Here is a 24803-nt window from a genome sequence, read left to right as displayed (position 1 = left end):
TCGGGTTCCTGATGACGGTCCTGGTATTCGGCGGCAGCAGCCAGATCGGCCATTTCCTGCTGCCACGCCTGCTCGCCCAGGGCACCACGGCAACGGCGCTCAGCCGCCGCGCCCACGCTTCGCAACCCGGCCTGCGCTGGCTGCAAGGCCGCCTGCCCGACGCGCTGCCCGCCGAGCTGCCGCATCCCGCCGCCATCGTGTCCTTCGGCCCGATCGGTCCCTTCGCGCAATGGCTGGCCCGCGCCGACTTCGGCAGCGAACCGCCGCGCGTGATCGCCACCAGCTCGATGAGCGCGGAAACCAAACGCGACTCCACCATGGCCGCCGAACGCGCCGTCGCGCAGCAGCTGCGCGACGGCGAACAGGCACTGGCCGCCGCCTGCGCGCGCCATGGCGCACCGTGGACCGTGCTGCGCCCCACCCTCATCTACGGCGCCGGACTCGACAAGAGCCTCAGCCCGATCGCCCGCCGCGCCTGGCGCACGCGCGTGTTCCCGCTGCCTGCCGGCCGCGGCCTGCGCCAGCCGGTGCACGCCGACGACATCGCCCTCGCCGTGCTCGCCGCACTGGACCACCCCGCCAGTGCGGGCCGCATCCTGCCCATCGGCGGCGGCGAACGCCTCACTGTAGGCGAGATGTTCGCCCGTGTCCGCCGCACCCTGCCCCACGCCAACCTGCCGCTGCCCCTGCCCTCGTGGCTGCTGCATGCAGGCCAGCACCTCGCTCCCGCGAAACTGCGTGGACCGCTGGCGCGGCTCGATGCGGACCTCATCGCGGACAACGGCGAGCTGGAACGTCTGCTGGGAGTGACGCCGCGGGCGTTCCAGCCGACGGCGGAGATGTGGTTTCCGATGAGGGAATGACGCTTCGCGGATTACCTTCTCCCTCCGGGAGAAGCGGAGAGGCGCCATGGATGGCGCCGTTTTGAGGAGCGAGGAAGGTGCCCCGAAGGGGTGGATGAGGGTACGGTCCCTCGCCAGATCCGGCGTCAATGCGCGACGTTCAAAGCAGTTTCGTGCGCCCTTTGGGCGCCCGAGTTACTTCTCCTTTGCTTGTCCAAAGGAGAAGTAACCAAGAGGAAACGACACCCCGATAGCGCGCCCTCCAGGCATCCTGCCTTCCGGGTGCGCGGGCGGCTTACGGGGTTTTCCGACGGCACATCCCTGTACCGGCGGAAAACTGGCCCGCATCCCTGCGGGCCATCCTGCGGACTTTCCTCCACCCACCCGCCGCGCCAAAGGGGCCCCGGAAAAGCAACGCGCTCCTGCGCGCAGAAGCAAAAGCGAGAACACACCGTTTTCTTCGAATCGCTCTGTATATTCCGCGCTTCGCAGCGATAAGTGATATCACCTCGTTTTACGTGATATGCATGCCAGTCTATAACACCGCTGCCACCGAAGTGGGCCAGCAAGCCGTTGATCACACTAGGTGATTCACCTACTTGACATGAAGGCGGAAGGCATGGACATTCATGCATATGCCCCGATCTTGGATCTACTTAGCGTTAGGCGTCACACAGACGGAGCCGTGCCCTGCAATTTATCGAGAACAGCATCATGGGCTTGCGAGCCGCCTGCTATCGCTTATGTAGCGAAAGGCACCAAGCCGTGTTTCTCCTGTTTCCAATGATTCATATCGGAACCTCGGAGTACTACCGAGATGTTTGCTCACGTCTTTCTGAATGTGACGTGGTGCTGTTTGAAGGAGTCCATTCTTTCCGGACTCGCCTTCTTACAACATCCTATCGTTGGGTTGCCAAACGCTCTCGCCTTGACCTAGCCACTCAATCCCAAGATTTGAAGCTGTCCGATCTTCCTTTGCGTCTCGTACACGCGGACGTTACAGGGGGAGAATTCGAGCAAGGCTGGCGCCAAATTCCCAAGACACAGCGAGTTGCTCTCATGTGTCTTTCCCCGCTTTACGGATTTTGGCTCTACCTCACCGCAAGTCGAGAGTCGCTAGGCAAACATCTTGGGCTGGAGGACCTTCCCAGTCGAGAGGAAGCTCTCCACCAAGAGCAAAGGACTGGCGTCGAACGAGCCTTTCATGGTGCAAGAGATCGAAAGCTGATGTCATGCATCGACGAAATGATACATGAGGGAGGCGCGTCACAAACGGTTGGGGTAGTGTACGGCGCAGCGCACATGCGCTCTGCGCTCCAGTACTTAATTTCCGAACGTAACTATCAGATCTCAGGTTCCGAATGGCTAACAGTAATGGGGTACGAGGAATGATGTCTAACCTCTCATTCGAGGCGGACGGCTTCGCCGCCGCTCAATTCCAGCGTTAGGACTACAACTCTGAGTGATTCGCTCAATGGACGCAATAGACCCTCGATTGATTGAGCAGCGTATCCGCAACCGTCTTATCGAGTACGTTGAATGGGTACGAGGATATGAAAGCGAAAGTGAGCCAAGGATAGGGATGGGCGAGTTGCTCAACCAGTGGGAGGACTTCATTACACGTCCAATCGGTGATGGCAATTTTCCGATTCCTGTCTTTACGGCTGACGAGATCAATACTCTAAATTGTCTAGACACCGCTTGGGAGCTACTCTGCTCCGCAACGCCAAGCCACATCACTCGCGACTCCGATGTGTTCAAAATGAGCGAATGGGCGGATTTTGTCTCGCGCGCAGGCGAAGCGGCCAAAGTGTTTGACAGGCGTGGCAAGCTTTCAGAGGATCTGCCGCTTTAGGCTAACTCCTACACCACTCGCCCGCGCGGACACGCGTACCGCATGCCGCTTAACTCCAGCATCACCCTCTCAGCGATCCCAATCAGAAGCACACCGCATGACGCGCCCGCAGCCGCGCAGCGGCTGCGTCCGAGTGCGCGCCAGGAGCGCGCTGCTTTGACCGGGGCCCCTATGGCGCGGCGGGTGGGTGGAGGAAAGTCCGCAGGATGGCCGGCAGGAAGCCGGCCAGTTTTTCGCCGGTACAGGGACGTGCCGTCGAAAAACCCCGGAACCCGCCCGCGCACCCGGAGCCCATGGATGGGCGCAGGGCGCGCCATCGGGGTGTCGTTTCCTCTTGGTTACTTCTCCTTTGGACAAGCAAAGGAGAAGTAACTCGGGCGCTCAAAGGGCGCACGAAACTGCTTTGACACTCGCCAACGCGCAGAAGCAGAAGCTCCCTCCCCCCAACCCTCTTCCCCAACGATGAAGCTGCTGGGGGAGAGAGAGAACGGCCAGCGGGCGATGGGAGTACGGCGCGGCGCGGATTCATCCGCAACCCATCCCCGCTTCGGTAAGCTGTCCCGGCTCCGCCAACGCCCCCACGAGGATGGATCCCCTTCGCATGCGCCGCCCCCGCCGACGCCTGGCACTGCTTGTCCTGTTGCCGATGCTGCTGTTCGCGTCGCTGGCGCGGGCCGGCGTGCAGCTGGTGGTGCGCGGGGTGGATGAGCCTTTGCAGCAGGCGGTCACTGCCTCGGTGGAGCTGTCGCAGTACACGCACCGCGAGGTCAGCGAGGCGCAGATCCGGCGCCTGGTCGCGCAGGCGCCGGCGCAGGCGAAGGCGGCGCTGGAACCCTACGGCTACTACGAGGCGGATGTCGCCGCGCAGCTGCAGCCGGCGGGCAGGGACTGGAAGGTAACGCTGGACGTGCGCACGGGCGAACCGGTCAAGGTCGTCACGGTGGACGTGCAGCTCGACGCCGCGGCGCTCGCGCTGCCCCCGGTTCGCCGGGCGCGCAGCGCGATCGAGCGCATGCGCGGCAAGCGGCTGGACGATGCCACGTATGACGCCGCGCGCGACGCGCTGTCGGCCGCGCTCACCGCGAGCGGCTTCCTCGACGCGAAGCTGGTGACGCATCGCGTGGAAGTGAACACCGCGCAGCACAGCGCGGCGATCCGGCTGGCCTGGCAGGTGGGCCCGCGCTACCGCTACGGCACGGTGCATTTCGAGGGATCGCAGTTCAGGCAGGGTTTCCTGGACCGCTACCTGCCGTTCAAGTCCGGCGACTACTTCGACCAGGACCAGCTGCTGCAATTGCAGCAGGCGCTGAACGGCGCGGACTACTTCGCCGTGGTGAACGTGCTGCCGCAGATCGACGAGAAGGCCGACGGCAAGGTCGACATCAATGTCGAGCTGGCGCCTGCGAAGCGCACGATCTACACCGGCGGCCCGTTCATCGGCACCGACACCGGCTTCGGCGTCCGCGCCGGCGTGGAGCGGCGCTGGGTGAACCGGCGCGGCCACAAGTGGAAGAACGAACTGGTGCTGGCGCAGCGGCTGAAGACGCTGTCGACGCTGTACTCCATCCCGATGCCGGGCAACGACCAGCGCAGCTTCAACGTGGGCGCGAACTTCCGCGACGCGAACACCAGCACCTCGCAGTCGCGCACGCTGGAGCTGGTGGGCAACGAGACGCGGCTGTGGCACGGCTGGACCCGCACCGTGGGCCTGCACGCGCTGTCCGGCACCTTCACCGTGGGCAAGCGCGGCGACGAACCGGACAGCACGCCCGGCATCGAACACGGCCGCAGTACCCTGCTGTTCGCGGAAGCCTCGCTGTCGCGCAAGCAGGCGGACAACTTCAACTTCGTGCACGACGGCTGGTCGCTGAACGTCGCCGCGCGCAGCACCGCGGGCGACCTGCTCTCCTCGGCCAGTTTCAGCCAGCTCACCGCCGACGCGAAATGGATCCATGCGTTCGGCGCGAAGCGGCGCAACCGGCTGATCCTGCGCGGCAGCGCCGGCAAGATCTGGACCGACGACTTCGCCGCGCTGCCGCCGCAGCTGCGCTTCTTCGCCGGCGGCGACCGCTCGGTACGCGGCTACGGCTACCAGTCCATCGGTCCGGAGAACAGCTACGGCCGCGTGCTCGGTGGCACGAACCTGCTGGTCGCCAGCGCCGAGGTGGAGCACTACGTCACGAGCAACTGGGGCATCGCCACCTTCATCGACGCCGGCAACGCCTTCGACGGCACCGACTACCGCCCGAAGCTCGGCACCGGCATCGGCGTGCGCTGGCGCTCGCCGGTGGGCATGATCCGGGTGGACTTGGGCACGCCGATCCACGATTCGCAGCGGCACGGCGTGGTGCTGCACCTCGTCATCGGGCCCGACCTGTGAACGGGCGGCCCATGGATGGGCCGCACCCTGCGCAGCCGCGTAGCGGCTGCGCAGGGGAGCCCTGCCCGCCTGCGGGCAGGGCGAGCCGAAGCGCGGGCAGGAGCCCGTGCTTCGGCATGGGTGAAGGCTCTGGCTTCAACACTCACCAAAGCACCGCGACAACACCGCCACGGAGGCCTCCCGCACCATGAAGTGGCTCAAGCGCCTCGCCGTCGCGTTCGCCGCCCTGCTGCTGGTACTGGCAACGGCAACGTGGTGGCTGCTCGCCACCGGCGCCGGCCTGCGCTTCGCGCTGGCGCGCGCGCAATCGGCCACGCACGGCGCGCTGCAATGGAAGCAGGCACGGGGTTCGCTGCTCGGACCGCTGCAGCTTGACGGGCTGCGCTACGACGACGGCCACGGCACCGTGGCGGACGCGGCACGGGCACGGCTCGACCTGCGCTTCTGGCCACTGCTGGCGGGCCGCGTGCATGTGCGCGACCTCGACGTGGAAGGCGTGGACGTGGCGCTGCCGAAAAGCGCGGAGAACAGCAGCGGCTCCGGCAGCCTCTCGCTCAAGCCACCGGTGGACCTGCTGCTGGATCGCGTCCACGTGGGCACGGTGCGCGTGAGCCAGGCCGGCCAGCCCGTGTTCGCCTCCGACAGCCTGGACCTTGCCGGCCGCTGGACGCAGGTCGGCATCGCCATCGAGACCTTGAAGCTGCGCACGCCGGACGGCCATGCCGATCTCGAAGGACGACTCGTGTTCGCGCGCCGCCCGCTCGGCAAGGGCAAGGCCGACTTCGCCTGGAAGCTGGGCGGCACCACGTATGCGGGCCAGCTGGTCGCCAGCGGCGACGGCAAGCTGGCGCGACTCGACCTCGGCCTGCAGCAGCCGATGACGGCACGCCTGCATCTCGAACTGGGCCAGGGCCGTGACTACGACTGGAAGGCCACGCTGAGCGCGCCGCGCTTCGACCCCGGACCGTTGCTGGGCGAAAGCGCACTGAAATCTGTCGCGCTGGACCTGCAGGGCCACGGCGACCGCCATGGCGGCGAACTCGACGGCACGCTGGACTTGAACCATTACCGCGTGCTGCTGCAGCCGCTGCGCGCCCGCATCAGCGACGACGGCAAGACGCTGGCGCTGCAGCAACTCGCGCTGGGCTCGCCGCAGATCCGTGGCCGGCTCGACGCCAGCGGCACGCTGCGATTGGACGCGAAACCGCTGGGCGGCCAGCTCGCGATCCAGTGGAGCGACCTGCAACTGCCCGCCGACCTGGTCGGCCAACCGCTGGCCAGTACGGGCAAGCTCGATGCCAGCGGCAGCGTCGAGCGCTTCCATGTCGCCGGCGACGTCACACTCGGGCCGCCCGGCAAACCCGCACACCTCGCACTGGACCTCGACGGCACGCCGCAGGCCATCGCCCTGCATCCGCTCGCCCTGCAGCAGGCGCAAGGGCAGTTGCAGGCGCAGGGCACGCTGCAACTGCAACCTGCGCTGGGCTGGCAGCTCGAGGCCCGGGCCAACCGCTTCGACCCCGGCCAGCTGTTCGCGGGCTGGAGCGGCGCGCTGGACTTCACGCTCACCAGCGCGGGCAAGCTGACGCCGGCCGGCCCCGACGCCACGCTGGACCTTGCACAACTCGCCGGCCGCCTGCGCGAGCGCAGGATAGCCGGCGAGGCGAAGCTGCACCTGTCGCCCGGCAAGGTGGTCGACGGCCGGTTGCGGCTGGCCTCCGGCGGCAGCACGGTGCAACTCGACGCAAAACCGGGTCGCGTCAATGACGCCGAGCTCAAGCTCGCCATCGCCTCGCTGGGCGACTGGCTGCCCGCTGCGGGTGGTCGTCTGGACGGCCAATTCAGCGTCCGCGGCCTGCTGCCCAGGCTGGCCGTCAACGGCCACCTGCGCGGCAACGCACTGGCCTGGCAGCAACAGCGCGTGGACACGCTGCAGCTGGTCGCCGGCATTCCCGACATCAGCCATCCCGCGGGCAAGCTGGAAGTCACCGCCGGCGGCGCCCATCTCGGCGGCCTGGTGTTCGCGCGCCTCCACCTGCTGGCCGAGGGCAGCCAGGGCGACCATCGGCTGGAACTGGAGGCCCGCGGCGCCCAGCTCTCCGGCACGCTGTCGCTGCACGGCGCACTGAAGAACCATGCCTGGAACGGCACGCTGGGCACACTGGACCTCGAACCGCGGGGCCTGCCCGGCTGGCGCCTGCAACACCCCAGCCAGCTGGCGTGGCGCGATGGTGCCTTCAGCCTGTCCGAGACCTGCCTCAGCGCGGGCGACCCGCTGCTGTGCACGAGCGCGAAGCAGGACAAGGCCGGCAACCTCGACGCCAGCTACCGGCTGCGCGCGCTACCGCTGGCGCTGCTGCTCAACGCCGCCGGCGAGGCCGACCTGCCGCTGCGCGCGGACGGCAACCTGCGGGGCGACGGCCAGCTGCGCCGCAGCGCCGCCGGCGTGCTGAGCGGCCACGCCAGCCTCGGCTCCGACCGCGGCAGCGTCACCTATGTGGAGCATGCCGACGCGCCGCTGCTGAGCTACGACCACTTCGCGCTGGACGCCGAGCTTGGCGCGAACAGCCAGCGCCTCGACCTGCGCGCCAATCTCGACCACGGCGGCAGCCTCGCCGGCCACGTGAGCGTGAGCGGCAGGCAGCAGGCGCTGGCCGGCCAGCTCGACCTGCGCCTCAACAACCTTGCCTTCCTGGAACTGTTCGGCAACACACTGGCGAACGTGCACGGCCAGGCCGCCGGCAACTTCCGCCTCGGCGGCACGCTGGCGCAGCCGGCCGTGAGCGGCCAGGCCTCGGTGACCGACTTCGCCGCGGAAGTGCCGGCGGCGGGACTCAAGCTGGGCAACGGCCGGCTGGTGGTGAGCGCGCTCGACGCCCGCAACCTGCGGGTGGACGGCAGCGTGCAATCCGGCGCGGGCACGCTGACGGTGGCCGGCGTCGCCGGCCTGGGCGGCGATGCCGCCACCGACATCGCGATCAGGGGCAGCCAGTTCAGCGCCGCCGACATCCCCGCCGCCAAGGTTGCGATCAGCCCTGACCTGCGCCTGCGGCGCAACGCGCAAGGCCTGGACCTCGGCGGCTCGGTGCTGCTGGACAGCGCCGACGTGAACCTCGACAAGCTGCCCGGCGCCGGCGCCAGCAAGGCCTCGCGCGACGTGGTGGTGGTCGACCGCCCGCAGCCCGAGCCCGGCGCATCGCTGCCCTTAACCGCCACGGTGAAGGTGGACCTGGGCCGCAAGACACATCTCGCCGGCATGGGCCTGGATGGGCGGCTCGCGGGCGTGCTCACGGTGAACGAGCGCCCCGGCCGCGCCACCACCGGCCAGGGTCAGGTCACGGTGAGCGGCACCTACAAGGCCTACGGCCAGAACCTCGCGATCCAGCGCGGCAGGTTGCTGTTCGCCAGCACCCCGATCGACAACCCCGGCCTGGACATCCGCGCGGTCCGCAAGCTCAACCCCAACGCCACCGTCGACGAGGGCCAGGAAGTGGGCCTGCAGATTTCCGGCACGGCGCAGCGGCCGGTGCTCACGGTGTTCTCCAATCCGCTGATGGAACAGTCCGACGCGCTCTCCTACCTGGTCACCGGCAAGCCGCTGTCACAGGTGAAGGGTGGCGAGGGCGACATGCTGGGCGCCGCCGCGCAGGCGCTGGGTTCGGCGGCGGGCAACCTGCTGGCGAAGAGCATCGGCTCGAAGATCGGCGTCGACGACATCGGCGTCTCCAGCAACGAGGCACTGGGCGGCAACTCCGCGTTCACCGTGGGCAAGTACCTCTCGCCGCGGCTCTACCTCAGCTATGGCGTGGGCCTGTTCGAACCCGGCGAGGTGGTGACCCTGCGCTACCGGCTCAGCCACCGCTGGAACTTCGAGGCGCAGAGCGCCACCGAATTCAACCGCGCCAGCTTCAACTACCGCTACGAGAAGTAAAAACCTGCGCCGCCATCCTGCAACGCCGCATGCCCGCCACCCCGCACAATGGCATGCTGGCGCGTCGGCCACGGCCGCACCACTCCCCTGACACTGACGAGGTGACCCATGCAACGCACCCGATGGATCCTGGCTGCGGCGATCGCCGCCGTGCTCTGCGGCTCCCCTGCCCTGGCGGCGCCTGCCGCGCATGGCGCCGACATCGGCATCGACCTCGCCGGCATCGACCACGCGGTGAAGCCGGGCGACAACTTCTTCGACTACGCCAACGGCGGCTGGCTGAAGACCGCGCAGATCCCCGCCGACCGCTCCAGCACCGGCACCTTCCTGAAGATCTTCGAGCTCACCGAAAAGCACACCGCCGACCTGATCCAGAACGCCGGCAAGAGCCACCCCGCCGCGGGCAGCAACGCGCGCAAGATCGCCGACTACTACGCGGCCTTCATGGATGAGGCCGCGATCGCCAAACATGGGCTGGCGCCGCTGAAACCCGAACTGGCCGCGATCGACGCGGTCGCCTCGAAGGAGGACCTCGCCCGCGTGCTGGGCAGCCGCCTGCGCGCCGACGTGGACCCGGTCAACGCCACCAACTTCCACACCGAGAACCTGTTCGGCCTGTTCGTGACCCAGGGACTGGAAGATCCCTCGCACACCATCGCCTACCTGCTGCAGGGCGGCCTGGCCATGCCCAGTCGGGACTACTACCTTTCCACCGATCCGCACATGGCGGCGTTCCGCACCCAGTACCACGCCTACGTGGCGGCGCTGCTGAAGCAGGCCGGCGTCGCCGACGCCGCGGCGAAGGCGGACACCGTGATCGGCCTGGAGACCAAGATCGCGAAGGCCCAGGAAAGCCTGATCGACAGCCAGGACGTGCACAAGGCGAACAATCTGTGGACGATGGCCGACTTCGCGCACAAGGCGCCGGGCCTGGACTGGGCCGCCTATTTCAAGGCCGCCGGCCTGGACGGCCAGAAGCAGATCGACGCGTGGCAGCCTGCCGCCACCACCCGCCTCGCCGCGCTGGTCGCCAGTGAGCCGCTGGACGCCTGGAAGGACCTGCTCGTCTTCCACACCCTGGACAGCGCCGCGCCGCTGCTGCCCAAGGCCTACGCCGACCTGCACTTCGGTTTCTACGGCCGCACCCTGCAGGGCACGCCCGAGCAGCAGCCGCGCTGGAAGCGCGCGGTGGGCGCCACCAACGTCGACCTCGGCGACGCGGTGGGCCAGCTCTACGTGCAGAAGTACTTCCCCGCCTCGTCCAAGGCCGAGGTGCAGCAGCTGGTGAAGAACCTGATCGCCGCCTTCGACGAGCGCCTCGACACGCTGAGCTGGATGACCCCGGCCACCCGCGCCAAGGCCAAGGAGAAGCTGGTCACGCTGAAGGTCGGCGTGGGCTATCCGGAGAAGTGGCGCGACTACTCCACGCTCAAGATCAGCGCGGACGACCCGCTGGGCAACCACCTGCGCGCGGTGAAGCACGAGTATCAGCACCAGCTTGCCAAGCTCGGCCAGCCGGTGGACCGCGGCGAATGGTGGATGACCCCGCAGCTGGTGAACGCGGTGAACCTGCCGCTGCAGAACGCGCTGAACTTCCCCGCCGCGATCCTGCAGGCGCCGTTCTTCGATCCCAAGGCCGACGCCGCCGCCAACTACGGCGCGATCGGCGCCATCATCGGCCACGAGATCAGCCACAGCTTCGACAACACCGGCGCCGATTTCGACGCCCAGGGCAAGATGGAGAACTGGTGGACCCCGGCCGACGAGGCGCACTTCAAGAGCGCCACCGCGCAGCTCGCCAAGCAGTTCGGCCAGTACGAAGCCCTGCCCGGCCTGCACGTCAACGGCGAGCAGACGCTGGGCGAGGACATCGCCGACGTTTCCGGACTCACCATCGCCTACCTCGCCTACCACAAGTCGCTGGGCGGCAAGCCTGCGCCGGTGATCGACGGGCTGAGCGGCGACCAGCGCTTCTTCCTCGCCTTCGGCCAGGCCTGGCGCTCGAAGATGCGCGACGCCGCCCTGCGCCAGCGCATCGCCACCGACGTGCACGCGCCAGCGCAGTTCCGCGCGCTCACCGTGCGCAACCTGGACGCGTGGTATCCGGCATTCAACGTGCAACCGGGGCAGAAGCTGTACCTGGCGCCGGATCAGCGGGTGAAGATCTGGTGATCCCCATGCGCCGGCAGGTGGCCGCTCGCCACCTGCCGGCGCGACCGCAATGCGGGCCGTGGACGCGCCCGGATCAGCCCGGCGGCCGGCGACGCCCGAACAGCAGCGACACGACGAACAGGATGATGAATACCACGAACAGGATCTTCGCAATGCTCGCGGCGAGCCCGGCGATGCCGAAGAAGCCAAAGAAACCTGCAACCAGCGCAATGATCAGGAAGACGAGTGCGTAATAAAGCATGAGCTGCTCCCATGTCCGGACGATGTGCAAGACGATGTGCAAACGCCGGCAGTCGCCTTCATGGCGGGCGCGACGCAATGCGTCCTTGCCGCGGCGTCAAACAGGATGAAAACCGCGATCTGCCGTCACGCGACGCGGCTCGTTACAGCCTCGCATCGAATTCCTTGAGCTGCTTCCTCGCCTCGTCCCTGGCGATGCCGTAACGCTCCTGCAGCTTGCCAACGAGGTACTCGGAATTGCCGTCGACGATTTTCAGGTCGTCGTCGGTCAACTTGCCCCATTGCGCCTTGAGCTTGCCGTGGAGCTGCTTCCACTGGCCCTTGATCTTGTCGTCGTTCATGTTCTGTCCTCCTCACAGGAATGGGTTGCCCCCTGCCGGCGGCCACGGGTCCGTGCCGGACCGGACGAGCCGGTGCGTCACTTCACCTTCAGGCCGGAGGCATCGACGCTCTTCACGCCCTTGATGCTCTTGGCGGCCGCAACCGCTTTCTTGACCGCCAGCTTGCTGGGAAGCACGCCGGTCAGCGTCACCACTCCATCCACGGTGCTCACCGAGATCTCGGTGCTGGAAACGCCCTTGGTGGTGGCGAGTTCGGTCTTCACCTTGGTGGTGATCCAGGCGTCACCTCCCGCCTGCGCGAGGTTCGCCGAATGCTCGCCTGTGGGCTGGGTGGACTGTGCCTGCGCCGCTCCGGCAAACGAAGCCGCACCCGCGGCAAGGGCCAGAAAAGCGGAAGCGATGGCTGTCGATGTCTTCATGGAATCCTCCATACCGAAAATCGGTTTTCGCCGCAGGGCCGTGAAAGGAATGCTTCGGCCAACGGCATGCGAATGCCCCGGCGAAAACCCTGTGATTTACCTGGCGCTTTCATCCGCAATCGCGGTATGCAAGGCGAAAAAAAGCATGTCCATTGGTAAGGCGCGAGGGATGAGACTCGCGTGAACTCCGACGCTCGCGGTCAAGCGGAATTCATGAAGGTGTATGGAATGGCGACCTGAAAAGGATCGATTTACCCTGTCTTTACACCGGCGATGCAAGGCTCGCGCGCATTGCGCATCGGCCCGCTCGTGCCGATCTTTCTTCCATCGGGCAGTCGCCAGGGATGCGCGCGGATGTGTCGCGCATCCGTTTCTGGCACGGATGCCGATGCGTGGCAGGATCGCAAGCGCCGTTTTGTGCCAGCGGCCGTTGCCCCGCGTGTCGATTCCGCGCTCCCCCGCTCGTCGCATCACCATCCACACGCGTCGAGGAGAGGACCATGCAGTTCATGATGTTCGTGGTGTCGGACCCCGCAGCCGAACCCTACGTCCCCGAGGAAGACAACATCGCCGAATGGGTGGCCGACACCACGGCGAAAGACGTGCGGATCACCGGCGACCGGCTGCGGCCGCCGTCGCACGCGAAGACCGTGCGCATGCGGGGCGGCAAGCTGCTAACCAGCGACGGCCCGTTCGCCGAGACGAAGGAATGGATCGCCGGCTTCGACCTGCTGGAATGCGCCAGCCTCGACGAGGCGGTCGCGATCGCATCGCGCCACCCGATGGCCCGCTTTGGCAGCATCGAACTGCGGCCGTTCTGGCCGCTCGACGTGGAAGAGGAACCGCGCCGGCGCGAGGAGCGCGAATCCGGCGCCTGAGCCGAAGCGGCGGCTACGGCTGCAGCGCGGCCGTCACCACGATCTCCACCTTCCATGCCGGATCGGCCAGGCGCGCTTCCACGGTGGCGCGCGCCGGCGCGTGGCCCGGTGTCACCCAGGCATCCCACGCGCGGTTCATGCCGGCGAAATCGGCGATGTCGGCCAGGAAGATCTGCGCGCGCAGGATGCGCGTCTTGTCGCTGCCCGCCTCGGCGAGCAACGCGTCGATCGCCGCCAGCACCTCGCGGGTCTGGGTCTCGATGTCGGCGCCTCTGGTTTCGGGCACCTGCCCGGCCAGATAGACCAGGCCGCCATGGATGCAGGCCTCGGACATGCGCGGGCCGGGTTCGATGGGTTGGATCACGGCAATGTCTCCTCGAAAAATGTCCCGCAACGCTTGCGGCGCGACGCGGGTCCACCGCTGGCTTACGCCACCCCGAGCCCCTCGATGCCCGGGTTGGCCGCGTCGTTGAAACCGGCCAGCTCGGCAAAGCGCCGGCCCCGCTCGGCATAGTCCTTGAACTGGTCGAAACTGGGCGCGCCTGGCGACAGCAGCACCACGCCGCCGGCGGGCGTCACGGTACAGGCCATCGCCACCGCATCGGCGAAATCCTCGGCCTCGCCCAGCGGCACGCTGGCCCTGGCGGCACGCAGCGCCTGCGCGATGCGCGGGCCGCTGGCACCTTGCGTCACGATGCGCAGGTCGCCGCGATCCTTCACCGCGAGGACGAAGTCCGACCAGTCCAGGCCGCGGTCGTGGCCGCCCGCGATCACCGTGACCTCGCGCCCGGCGAGGCTGTCCAGCGCCGCCAGCGTGGCCTGCGGCGTGGTGCTGATGGAATCGTTGATCCAGTCCAGACCGTCGCGTGCACCCAGCGGCTGCAAGCGGTGCGGCAACGGGTGGAAGGTCGCCAGCGCGGGCGCGGCGGCCAGCGCGTCCATGCCCAGGTCGGCGAGCGCGGCGAGCGCGGCGCAGGCGTTGAGCGCGTTGTGCGCGCCCGGCGCGGCCATGCGCGCGAGCGGGAACACCGCCTGGGTGCCGCGGCGGATGTGGCCGTCGGCCACGTGCCAGCCAGCGTCGTGGCCGAAGCGCAGCAGGCGGGGGTGCCGCTGCACGCGCTCCAGCAAGGCCGGCTGCGTGGCGTTGACCAGCAGCGAGCGCGCCGCGTCGGCGAGCTTCAGCTTGTCGGCCACGTAGCGTTCGCGCGAGCCGTGCCAGTCGAGGTGCTCCTCGTACAGGCTGGTGACCACGCCCAGCTCCAGCGGACCCGCCTCGCCGGTCTGGAAGCTGGACAGCTCGATCGCCCACAAGTCGGCCGACTGCCCCCGCAGCTCCAGCAGCGGCAGGCCGATATTGCCGGCCAGCGCCGTGCGCACGCCGAGCGCGCGGGCCAGGTGCGCGACGAGGGCGGTGGTGGTGCTCTTGCCCTTGGTGCCGGTGACCGCGACCACGCGCGCGTACGGATTCTCCGCGAACCACAGCGCGGTGCCGGAGGTGAACACGGTGCCCTGCGCCTGCGCGGTGGTGACCGCAGGCTTGTAGATCGAAATGCCCGGCGACTTCACCACCACGTCATAGGCGGACAACGCCACCGCGTCGGGCTCGTGGCCGTATACGGCGAGTGCGGCATCGAACGCGCGGGCTGCGTCGGCCTCGCCTTCGCCGCAGTACAGCGCCAGCGGCTGTTGCGGCAGTTGCGCACGGATCGCGCGGACCGCGGCGCGGCCCTCGCGGCCGAAACCCCACACGGCGACGCGCCTGTTCGCCAGGTCAGCAATGCGCATGGGCATCCCTCGCCTGCAGGAGCGCACCGAGTGCGCGATGGCTTTTCGCCTTGATCAAAGCACAAGGCGGTTGCGCACAGGGTGCGCTCCTGCAGGCGTTCACGCGTCGATCGCCTTGAACGCCGCCTGCAGGCGGGCCGGCACGCGATGCTCGGCGGACGGCTGCAGCCACGGCTCCAGCGCGAGCTGCGTCGCGTCGAGCTGGGGCAGGATCTCGTCGCGGAAGCGCGCCACCAGCGCATCCTCCCGCCACTCCGGGCGCTGACTCAGCGCGTACATCGCAGCGCGCGCCTCGGCACCCTCGCCGACGCATTCGAACGGCTTGTGGTCCTGGTATTCCAGCAACGCGTCGAAACCCGCCGCCTGCGTCTCGTCGTCGAGCAGGTTGCGGCCGAAGATCCCCAGCAGGCGCGGCTTGGGCAGGAACGGCGCCAGCGCGAGGAACACGAAATGGCACTTCGGGCATTGCCCGCACCAGCGGTCGGCGGGCTTGGGGCCGAGCAGCCGGAAGTTGCGGTTGCAGCTGGAGAAGGCGTCGAAGTACGGCGTGAGCTTCGCGAACGCGCGGGTGATCGCCAGCTCCGAATACGGCCGCAGCAGGGAGCAGTAATCGAGGTCGGCGGCCACGTGCGTGTGCAGCCAGTCGCCGAGCAGCTGCTCGAAAGCGTAGCCCTTGCTCCACTGGTGGTTCACCTGCTGGCCGTCGTACTCCAGGGTGGCGGCCGAGGCCGAGCGTTCGTTCGCGAAGGCGATGGAGTCGTGGCCGTACAGGATCGCGGCCACGACGAGGATCGCGGAGTTCACCGCGGTCACCGGGATGTGCCCGTTCCAGGCGCCGTGCTGGTTGAGCTCGAACAGCGCCGGCGCCAGCTCGCGCTGGATGTTGAGCGTGGGCAGGCCGGTGCGCCCGGCGCAGGCGGCGATCAGCGCCGAGCTGCCGACCCATACGGCCGTGGCGCCGCCGCCGATGGACTTGATCGCCTCCACCGCGACGAGGGAATCCTTGCCGCCGCCGATGGGGACCAGGGTGCGCTTGGGCAAGCCAAGCGATGGAGCTTGCAGCGAGGCTGCTCCCTCACCCCGCCCCTCTCCTCGCTTCTCAAAGCCGGCGCCGTCCATGGCGCCTCCCCGCGTGCCCGGAAGGGGAGAGGGAGAAAGCCGCGGGAAGCTGATACGGCCGCGCAAGTCCAACCCGTTGCGATACGCGAACTCGGCCAGGCCGTGCAGGTAGAGCGCGTCGAGCAGGTCCGCGGTGGCGTCGTCCAGCGGACCGTCCGCCACCTCGATCTTCGGCGGCACGCCGGCCTTGTAGTAGCTCACGCCGGCGAACAGGTGCAAAAGCTTCAGCGCCGCGTCGAAAGCGGCCTGCCGTTCGCGCGGCAGCGCCGGCGCATGCGGGAAGCGGATGCGCTCCACCATCGCCTCGCCGTCGTCGAAGGCATACGCCAGCTCGGCCACGCCGTCGGCGTAGCGCGCGTGCAGGAAGCGGAACACCTGGGTCAGGCGCGGTTGAATCGTGTTGCTCACATCGGTCTCCATCGCCCGTCGCTCGTCGCGACAGGAACGCAGATTCTAGCGTCGACGACTGTCGCCCTGCCCGACCGGCGCATGGCACCGGCCGGGCAGAATGCGGTCAATCGATCACGACCTCCTCAGTCTCGCCGCGCAGGTTGTACGGCGAGGACATGACCTTGCCGTAGGCGCCGGCCTGGGCGACCAGGATCACGTCGCCTTCCCGCGGTTCCGGCAGGCGGCGGTCGCTGCCCAGCACATCGCCGCTCTCGCAGATCGGACCGACCACCTGGAACAGGCCGGTGGCCGGTTCGTCCAGCCGCGTGAGGTTGGCGATCTCGTGCCAGGCGTCGTACAGCGCAGGGCGGATCAGGCTGTTCATGCCGGTGTCCACGCCGAGGTAGCGCCAGCTGCCCTTGCCCTTGGTCTGGGTGGCGCGCGCCAGCAGCACGCCGGCATCGGCCACCAGGTAGCGGCCCGGCTCCATCCACAACTGGTAATGCGGATAAGCGGCCTTCACCTCGCGCAACACCTTGTCCAGCGCGGCGATGTCCAGCCTCGCCTCGCCCGGGTGCGAAGGCACGCCCAGGCCGCCGCCGATATTGAGGAAGGCGATGCTGCCGATGCGTTCGGCGAGGCTGGCGAGCTGGCCGTACACCTCGCCCCAGTGCCTGGCATCGAGCACGCCCGAGCCGAGGTGCGCATGCAGGCCGCGCACGGTGACACCGTGCGCGTCGGCATGCCGCAGGAAGGCGTCGAGCTGTTCCAGCGGCAGGCCGAACTTGCTGCCGCTGCCGCCGGTGCGCACCTTCTCGTGGTGGCCGAGGCCGCGGCCGAGGTCCAGGCGCAACGCGATCTCGCGGCCGCGGAACAGCTCGCCCCAGTGCTCGATCGGGTACAGCGCATCGAGCGTGACAGTGGCGCGCGAGGCCAGGCCGCGCTGGAAGTCCTCGCGCGAGGCGAAGTTCGGCGTGAACAGCAGCGGCGCGCTCTCCGGCACTGCCGCCGACACCGCTTCCAGCTCGCCCGGCGACACACATTCGAAGGCGTAGCCTTCCGCGGCCAGCGCGCGCAGGACCGCCGGATGGGTGTTCGCCTTCACCGCGTAGTGCAGCCGGTCCACCGCCGCCAGCGATTTCAGCTCGCACGCCTGGGCGCGCACGGTGGGCAGGTGGTAGACGTAGCGCGGCGTGGCCTCGGCGGCGATGTCGAGCAGGCGCTGGCGCTGCGCCGGCTCGCGCCACCAGGCGGCGGACAGGGTCGCTTCGCCGCTGCCGTAGAGGTTCTGCCAGCTGGGACCGAACAACACGCTGTCGTCCGTGCGCAGCGCGCCGGCGGCGATCAGCAGCTCGTGCAAATGCGGCAGCAGGTCGTCCACCACGTCCTCGTCCACCACGAAGGTGAGGTTGAGGTTGTTGGACGACTGCGAGATCAGATGCACGCGCAGCTGGTCGAACTCGGCCAGCACGCTGGACAGCGTGTGCAACATCGAGCGCATGCCGCGGCCGACCAGGGTGATCGCCGCGCAGGGCGCGATCACCTTGACCCGGCACACCTTGGCGAGGTCGCCGGCCAGTGCGGCGATCGCGTCGGAATCCAGCAGGTTCTCGGTGGGGTCCAGCGACACGGTGACGTTAGTCTCGGCCGAGCCGATCAGGTCCACCGACAGGCCGTGCTGCTTGAAATGCGCGAACACGTCGGCGAGGAAGCCGACCTGCTGCCACATGCCCACCGACTCCATCGACACCAGGGTGATGCCCTTGCGCGCGCTGATCGCCTTCACCGAGGGCGCGTGGTCGCGCACCTCGGGGCCGATCACCGTGCCTTCCAGCTCGGGGCGGTTGGTGTCCTTGATCAGCAGCGGCACGCGCGGTTCGCGCAGCGGCGACAGGCAGCGCGGGTGCAGCACTTTGGCCCCGGTGGAGGCGATTTCCTGTGCCTCCTCGTAGTCCAACTTCTGCAGCAGGCGCGCGCCGGGCACCTGGCGCGGGTTGGCGGTGAACATGCCAGCCACGTCGGTCCAGATCTCCACGCGCGCCGCCTTCAGCAGCGCCCCGAAGTAGGACGCCGACGTGTCGGAACCGCCACGACCCAGCAGCACCGTGCGGCCCCCGCTCCCGTTGGAGATGGGCTCGCGGGCAATGAAGCCCTGGGTGATGAACACCTCGCCCAACGCACCGAGGCGTGCGTTGAGCGCGGGATCGGGCCGGGCCTCCACCATCGCCGACAGCAGGCGGGTGCGCTCGTTCTGGTTCGGCAGCGCGGCCGCGGCGAGGCAATCGCGCGCATCCAGCCAGCGCGTGGGCAGGCCGCTCTCGCTGAGGAAGGCCGCGCCCAGCGCGCTGGACATCAGTTCGCCGTGCGCCTGCACCAGTGCCGACCAGGCCAGCTCGCCTAGCCGCGCCGGGCCCTCCGCGGCCAGCGCCGCCAGCTCGTCCAGGCGCGCGCCCAGCGTGGCCGGCAGCGGCAACTGCATGTGCGCGAGCAGGTCGTAGTGGCGTTGCGCGATCGCGCCGGCCGCCGCCTTGCGTTTGCCCTGGTCGCCCTCGCCGCACAGCTGTTTCAGCGCGTCGGTGATGCCGGTGAGCGCGGAGACGACCACCAGCACGCGCGCGCCTTCGGCACGGCGGCTGGCGACCAGCTCACGGATGTTCTGCCAGCGCGGCAAGGTGGCGACACTGGTGCCGCCGAACTTCATCACGATCCAGGGCTTGTCGGAAGCGGGGGCGTCCGCGGGCAGCGGCGCGGGGGCGTTGGGGTTCACGGGTCTCTTGGCTGGTTGGGTGGGAAGCAATCCCGCCAGTGTTGCGCTGCGGCAACGCGAATGCAACCTTACCGCCATCCGCAGCCGTTTGGACGTCCATACGTCCACTTGCCGGACCGGCCGGAAGCGGTCCGCGGCGCTGCTAGACTGCGCGCTCGAAGGAACGGAACCCGCCCGCGCATGACCAACGCGTCCCCCGCCCTCGCGCGTGCCGCCGCCTTGCAGGCCTTGCCCGAGGCGGCCTTGGCGATGGCCGCCGCCCTGCTCACCCTGGCCTGCGCCCAGCCGTTCGCGCCCGGCCCGGGCAGCGCGGTGCTGGCCGTGGTGCTGAGCCTCTCGCTTGCCCGCAGCCGGCTCGACCGCGACCGCCGCGGCCGGATGGAAGCGGCCGTGGCCCTGCCGCTGGTGGGCCTGGCCGCCACCGGCGTCGGCCTGCTGCTGCGCGACGCGCCCTGGCTCGGCGCCGCGGCGTTCACCTTCGGCGTGGCCTCGTCGGTGTGGCTGCGCCAGTTCGGCGAGCCGGCGCGGCGCGCCAGCCGGCTGATCGCGTTGCCGTTCGTCACCGTGCTCACCGTGCCGCACCTGTCCGGCGTGCAGCACGGCCCGCTACCGGCCGTGCTGGTGCCGGTGGTGGTGGCGCTGCTGGCGCTGGCCTGGGTCTCGCTGCTGGACGTACTGGGCCGTCGGCTGCGCCTGTTGCCGGACGTGGCGACGCCGGCGCATCGCCCGCCCGTCGCTGCCCGGGGGCGGGCGACCCCGAACCGGATGCGTCCCGCGGCCACCACGCGCATGGCGTTGCAGATGGCGGCGGCGCTGGCCGCCGCCTTCGCCGTGGGCCATGCCGGCTTCGGCCAGCACTGGCCGTGGGTGGTGCTGACCGCGTTCATCGTGCACAGCGGCAACCGCGGCCGGCTGGAGGTGGCGTACAAGAGCCTGCTGCGCCTGGGTGGCGCGCTCGGCGGCACCCTCGCCGCGGCCGGGCTGTCCGTGCTGTCCCTGCCGGCCGGCATGCACGGCGGCAGCACCGCAGCGCTGATCCTCCTCGCGGTATTCCTGGGCACTTGGCTGCGGCCGCTCAACTATGCGTGGTGGGCGCTGTTCGTCACCGTGGCGCTGGCCCTGCTGCAAAACTACGCCGGGCTGCCCGCAACGTCGGAGATGACCTTGCGCCTGGCGGCCATCGCAACCGGCGCCGCGATCGGCGTGGCCACGGGATGGCTGCTGTTGCCGGTGCGTTCCACCGACGTGCTGCGGCGGCGCCTGGCCGATGCGCTGGCCGCGCTGGGCGAGGCGCTGGACCCGGCGACCGCGCAGCGCAGCCCCGTGCGCTTCATCCACGAGCTCGATGCGGTGGAGGCGCTGGCGCCGGCCTTTCGTGCCGCCCGCGGGCTCGGCCTCCGTCGGCACTGGCGCCAGCCCGCGGACTGGATCGATGCGCTGGCCGGCTGTCGCACGTCCGCCGTGGCGCTGATCGAAACAGGCACCACGCCGGGCAACGTGCGGCGCGCGGTGGGCACGGCGCGGCAGGCACTGCGGGAGCCGGAATGCCTGCTCGATGCGCTGACGGCGCTGCGCGATTCACTCCCTCTCCCGCCAGGGCACGCGGAGAGCGGCCATGGATGGCCGCAGCCTTGAGCAGCGGAGAGCGGGTTGGGATGAGGGGCAATCTGGCGAAGAACTCTGATGAAGCTTCCTCGCGAGCACCCGCCCCTCACCCTGCCCTCTTCCCCGCTCCTCAGAACAGGGCCATCGATGGCCCTTCCCCGCGTCCCAGAGGGGAGAGGGAAAAAGCGGGCCCTGCCCTCTCCCCAGAGAAGATAGGAAAAAGGCGGGCGGTATTACGCCACCACCACGGGGATCTTGCCGATCCGCGCCTGCCACTCCTTCGGCCCGGTCTGGTGCACCGAAGTGCCGGCCGAGTCCACCGCCACGGTGACCGGCATGTCCTTCACCTCGAACTCGTAGATCGCCTCCATGCCCAGGTCCTCGAAGGCCAGCACCTTCGACGCCTTGATCGCCTTGGAGACCAGGTAGGCGGCGCCGCCCACCGCCATCAGGTAGACGGACCGGTGTTTCTTGATCGCCTCGATCGCCGCGGGGCCGCGCTCGGCCTTGCCGACCATGCCGAGCAGGCCGGTCTGCGCCAGCACCTGCTCAGTGAATTTGTCCATGCGGGTGGCGGTGGTGGGGCCGGCGGGGCCGACCACTTCCTCGCGCACCGGATCGACCGGGCCCACGTAGTAGATGAAGCGCCCGTTGAAGTCGACCGGCAGCTTCTCGCCGCGATTGAGCATCTCCACCATGCGCTTGTGCGCGGCATCGCGGCCGGTGAGCAGCTTGCCGTTGAGCAACAGCACCTCGCCGGGCCTGAAACCGGCGACTTCTTCCCGGGTGATGGTGTCGAGGTTTACCCGGCGCGCGTTCTGCGGGTTGTAGGTGAGCCTGGGCCAGTCTTCCAGCGAGGGCGGATCCAGCGTCGCCGGGCCCGAGCCGTCCAAGGTGAAGTGCGCGTGGCGGGTCGCCGCGCAGTTCGGGATCATCGCCACCGGCAGGTTCGCCGCGTGGGTCGGGTAATCCTTGATCTTCACGTCGAGCACGGTGGTGAGGCCGCCCAGGCCCTGCGCGCCGATGCCCAGCGCATTGACCTTCTCGTACAGCTCGATGCGCAGTTCCTCGACGCGGTTCTGCGGGCCGCGCGCGATCAGCTCCTGGATGTCGATGTGCTCCATCAGCGATTCCTTCGCCAGCAGCATCGCCTTCTCCGCGGTGCCGCCGATGCCGATGCCGAGCATGCCCGGCGGGCACCAGCCGGCGCCCATGGTCGGCACGGTCTTCAGTACCCAGTCCACGATGGAGTCGGAGGGGTTGAGCATCACGAACTTGGACTTCGCCTCCGAGCCGCCGCCCTTGGCCGCCACGATCACCTCCACGGTGTCGTCCGGCACCACCGACACGTTCACCACCGCCGGCGTGTTGTCCCTGGTGTTGGTGCGCTTGCCGGCCGGATCGGCCAGCACGCTGGCGCGCAGCTTGTTGTCCGGATGGCTGTAGGCGCGGCGCACGCCTTCGTTGACCATCTCTTCCACGCCCATGGTGGCGTCGTCCCAGCGCACGCCCATGCCGATCTTCAGGAACACGGTGACGATGCCGGTGTCCTGGCACAGCGGGCGATGGCCCTCGGCGGCCATGCGCGAGTTGATCAGGATCTGCGCCATCGCGTCCTTCGCGGCCGGCGATTCCTCGCGCTCGTATGCCGCGGCCAGCGCCTTGATGTAGTCCACCGGGTGGTAGTAGCTGATGTACTGCAGGGCGTCGGCGACGGACTGGATCAGGTCGGCTTGCTTGATGGCGGTCATGGCGATGGCTTCGGCGGGGATGAGGAGCGCCGCGGCACGGGATCCGCGACGGCAACTCCCTATTGTGCCGCAGCCGGCACGCGCACCCAAACGCGCGCCAGTCCCGCAATTTCTTGCAGGGCTACCGGCACCCGGAGTGCCGGAGTAGGCTCGCCCGGCGGCGCTACGCCAGTCGCCAGGGGGAGGCCGACGGCGTCGCGGGGAAACCCGGATTTCACTGCTCGTCTCGACGAAACGCTCTTGCGGAACGACCGTGAGGCGTCGCGGCGACGCGTCGTCGCCCGTGCACGCCCGAATCTTTGCCATCAGGAGAAAGTGCAATGTTCGCGAAGCTGCATCGCAAGTCCCTGGCCGGCTGCCTCGCCCTGCTGTTTGCAGGCGTCGGCGGCACCACCTTCGCCGCCGACGTGCGGCCCAGCATCGACATGGGAATGGCCACTTCAAGCCAGCCCGTGCATGTCACGCTGATGCTGAAGCTGCGCAACGAGGCCGCGCTGCAGGATTACATCCGGCAGACCATCACGCCCGGCAGCGCGCATTACCGCCAGTTCCTCAGCACCGCCGAATTCGCCAGCCGCTACGGCGCCAGCAACGCGGACATCGCGCGGGTGCAGGCCTTCCTGCGCCAGCACGGCCTGAGCGGCACGGTGCTGGCCAGCCACCTGGCGATCGAGACCAGCGGCACGCTCGCCCAGTTCGGCACGATCTTCCAGACGCCGATCCACGAATACGTCTCGCCACGCAGCGGCCGGCACTTCCATCGCCCGGCGGCGGCGCCGCAGATGCCCGCCGCACTCGCCGGCAGCGTGATCTTCGCCAGCGGCCTCAGCAACGAGCGGCAGTTCCTCTCGCACCGCATCCGCGCACCCCAGCTGCCGGCCACGCCGCAGCCGGCGCTCACGCTGAAGGCGCTGAGCAAGACCACCGCCGGCAACCCCACCGCCACCGGCCAGCCGGGCAACTACACCGTGGGCGACGTGGCTGACCTGTACAACATCAATCCCCTCTACCAGCACGGCATCAACGGCAAAGGCTCGACGGTGGCGATCGTGACCCTGTCGAACTTCTACCCGGCCGACGCGCAGACCTACTGGGACACCATCGGCCTGGCCACCAAGCCGAACCGCATCACCCAGGTGCACGTGGACGGCGGCGGCGCCATCGACGGCGGCAGCGGCGAAACCGCGCTGGACGTGGAACAGTCCGGCGGCCTCGCGCCGTGGGCGGACATCATCGTGTACGACGCACCGAACGCCGGCAACGGCTTCATCGACGCGTTCGCGCAGGCGGTCGCCGACAACAAGGCGGACAGCATCTCCACCAGCTGGGGCGCGCCGGAGATCTACAACTTCGCCGCGCTGAACACGCCCGGCGCCAGCATCACCGACACCAGCGACGTGGGTGACCTGCGCGCCTTCCACCAGGTCCTGATGGAGGCCGCCGCGCAGGGACAGTCGGTGTTCGCCGCCTCCGGCGACTCCGGCGCCTACGACACCGTGCGCGGGCTGGGCACGGGCACCGGCCCGGGCGAGTTCAGCGCGCCGCTCACGGTGGATTCGCCCGCCTCCGATCCGTACATCACCGCCGCCGGCGGCACCACCGTGCCGTACACCTACAGCTTCTTCGGCGGCCCCAGCGCCTCGCTCACGCAGGAAAGCGTGTGGGGCTGGGATTACCTGCAGACCTACCTCGACGCCAATCATCCGATCACCGGCGGCTGGCGTGCCCAGCTGTTCTCGGTCGGCGGCGGCGGCGGCGTGAGCGTGTACTGGAACGAGCCGTTCTACCAGTGGTTCACCCGCGGCGTCCGGCGCAGCGAGCGCAAGCAGTCGCTGGTCTACAACGACCCCAGTGCCGGCCCCACGCCGCTGCTCGACCTGCCCGCCAACTTCCGCGGCCGCAACGTGCCGGACATCTCGCTCAACGCGGACCCCGAGACCGGCTACATCGTGGTGTCCAGCTCCGACGGCGGCGTGATCGCCGAAGGCGGCACCAGCTTCGTGGCGCCCCAGCTCAACGGCATCAGCGCCCTGCTGACGCAGAGCACGGGACACCGCGTGGGCTTCTGGAATCCGCAGGTGTACCTGCTGCAGAACATCTTCGGTTACGGCCCGTGGTCGGCCTTCAACAGCGTGAGGGCGGGCGACAACTGGTTCTACTACGGTGCGCCGCACTACACGCCGGGCTCGGGCATCGGCACGCTCAACGTGGCCAACCTCAACCTGTTCCTGGGCGGCCGCTGAGGCCCGCATCGGCCGGCCGCCCGTTCGGCCGGCACCCGGCAGGTCCCGGCGTCGCGCATGACACCGGGACTTGCCGCATGACCTG

The 24803-nt window shown here is 68.8% G+C and carries 16 protein-coding genes; 8 read left to right on the top strand and 8 right to left on the bottom strand.

Annotated elements, in window-relative coordinates; translation table 11 throughout:
* Nucleotides 1-11 precede the first annotated feature (11 nt).
* The 5 genes from AC2EWF_RS14275 (at nt 12) to AC2EWF_RS14255 (ending at nt 11180) form a co-directional block, all read left to right on the top strand.
* A complete protein-coding gene (locus AC2EWF_RS14275; RefSeq protein ID WP_483640047.1) occupies nt 12-863 on the top strand; it encodes an NAD-dependent epimerase/dehydratase family protein in 852 nt (283 codons plus the stop codon).
* Nucleotides 864-2316: 1453 nt separating this feature from the next.
* The gene (locus AC2EWF_RS14270) at nt 2317-2697 is read left to right on the top strand and encodes a hypothetical protein (protein ID WP_483640046.1); all 381 of its coding nucleotides are present in this window, start codon (nt 2317-2319) and stop codon (nt 2695-2697) included.
* 601 nt (nt 2698-3298) lie between these two features.
* On the top strand, nt 3299-5077 hold the full coding sequence (locus AC2EWF_RS14265; protein ID WP_483640045.1) for an autotransporter assembly complex protein TamA: 1779 nt from the start codon (nt 3299-3301) through the stop codon (nt 5075-5077).
* 187 nt (nt 5078-5264) lie between these two features.
* Nucleotides 5265-9008 carry a translocation/assembly module TamB domain-containing protein gene (locus AC2EWF_RS14260; protein WP_483640044.1) on the top strand — a complete coding sequence of 1248 codons (3744 nt, stop codon included), beginning with the start codon at nt 5265-5267 and terminating at the stop codon, nt 9006-9008.
* 108 nt (nt 9009-9116) lie between these two features.
* Nucleotides 9117-11180 carry a M13 family metallopeptidase gene (locus AC2EWF_RS14255; protein WP_483640043.1) on the top strand — a complete coding sequence of 688 codons (2064 nt, stop codon included), beginning with the start codon at nt 9117-9119 and terminating at the stop codon, nt 11178-11180.
* Nucleotides 11181-11253: 73 nt separating this feature from the next.
* On the opposite strand, the gene AC2EWF_RS14250 is transcribed toward AC2EWF_RS14255, so the two are convergent.
* The 3 genes from AC2EWF_RS14250 to AC2EWF_RS14240 all read right to left on the bottom strand — a co-directional run bounded on the left by AC2EWF_RS14250 (nt 11254) and on the right by AC2EWF_RS14240 (nt 12180).
* Complete coding sequence (locus AC2EWF_RS14250) at nt 11254-11421, bottom strand: DUF1328 domain-containing protein (protein ID WP_483640441.1); 168 nt, start codon at nt 11419-11421, stop codon at nt 11254-11256.
* A 142-nt stretch (nt 11422-11563) separates the two neighbouring features.
* Nucleotides 11564-11761 (bottom strand): CsbD family protein, encoded by a 198-nt coding sequence (locus AC2EWF_RS14245; protein ID WP_483640042.1) that lies wholly within the window; start codon nt 11759-11761, stop codon nt 11564-11566.
* Between the two features lie 77 nt (nt 11762-11838).
* A complete protein-coding gene (locus AC2EWF_RS14240; RefSeq protein WP_483640041.1) occupies nt 11839-12180 on the bottom strand; it encodes a BON domain-containing protein in 342 nt (113 codons plus the stop codon).
* A 500-nt stretch (nt 12181-12680) separates the two neighbouring features.
* Between AC2EWF_RS14240 and AC2EWF_RS14235 the strand changes: the two genes are divergently transcribed.
* Nucleotides 12681-13058: a YciI family protein gene (locus AC2EWF_RS14235; protein ID WP_483640040.1), complete on the top strand. Its 378-nt coding sequence runs from the start codon at nt 12681-12683 to the stop codon at nt 13056-13058.
* Nucleotides 13059-13071: 13 nt separating this feature from the next.
* Here AC2EWF_RS14235 and AC2EWF_RS14230 read toward each other — a convergent pair whose 3' ends face one another.
* The 4 genes from AC2EWF_RS14230 to AC2EWF_RS14215 form a co-directional block, all read right to left on the bottom strand.
* Entirely contained in the window at nt 13072-13392 is a 321-nt protein-coding gene (locus AC2EWF_RS14230) for a RidA family protein (RefSeq protein WP_483640440.1), read from the bottom strand.
* Between the two features lie 92 nt (nt 13393-13484).
* A complete protein-coding gene (gene murD, locus AC2EWF_RS14225; protein ID WP_483640039.1) occupies nt 13485-14843 on the bottom strand; it encodes a UDP-N-acetylmuramoyl-L-alanine--D-glutamate ligase in 1359 nt (452 codons plus the stop codon).
* Nucleotides 14844-14942: 99 nt separating this feature from the next.
* A complete protein-coding gene (gene murL, locus AC2EWF_RS14220) occupies nt 14943-16370 on the bottom strand; it encodes a UDP-N-acetyl-alpha-D-muramoyl-L-alanyl-L-glutamate epimerase (protein ID WP_483640038.1) in 1428 nt (475 codons plus the stop codon).
* 106 nt (nt 16371-16476) lie between these two features.
* The gene (locus AC2EWF_RS14215; protein ID WP_483640439.1) at nt 16477-19095 is read right to left on the bottom strand and encodes a bifunctional aspartate kinase/diaminopimelate decarboxylase; all 2619 of its coding nucleotides are present in this window, start codon (nt 19093-19095) and stop codon (nt 16477-16479) included.
* 204 nt (nt 19096-19299) lie between these two features.
* On the opposite strand from AC2EWF_RS14215, the gene AC2EWF_RS14210 reads away from it, so the two are divergent.
* Complete coding sequence (locus AC2EWF_RS14210) at nt 19300-20754, top strand: FUSC family protein (RefSeq protein WP_483640037.1); 1455 nt, start codon at nt 19300-19302, stop codon at nt 20752-20754.
* A 203-nt stretch (nt 20755-20957) separates the two neighbouring features.
* Here the strand turns inward: AC2EWF_RS14210 and AC2EWF_RS14205 are convergent, their stop codons facing one another.
* Nucleotides 20958-22475: a fumarate hydratase gene (locus AC2EWF_RS14205; RefSeq protein ID WP_483640036.1), complete on the bottom strand. Its 1518-nt coding sequence runs from the start codon at nt 22473-22475 to the stop codon at nt 20958-20960.
* A gap of 320 nt (nt 22476-22795) precedes the next feature.
* On the opposite strand from AC2EWF_RS14205, the gene AC2EWF_RS14200 reads away from it, so the two are divergent.
* A complete protein-coding gene (locus AC2EWF_RS14200; protein WP_483640035.1) occupies nt 22796-24718 on the top strand; it encodes a S53 family peptidase in 1923 nt (640 codons plus the stop codon).
* The last annotated feature ends 85 nt before the right edge of the window (nt 24719-24803 follow it).

It is taken from the genome of Rhodanobacter sp. sgz306013 (genome assembly GCF_057031145.1).
Note: the sequence above shows the minus strand (reverse complement) of the source record. Positions and strands in the feature narration are given on the sequence as shown.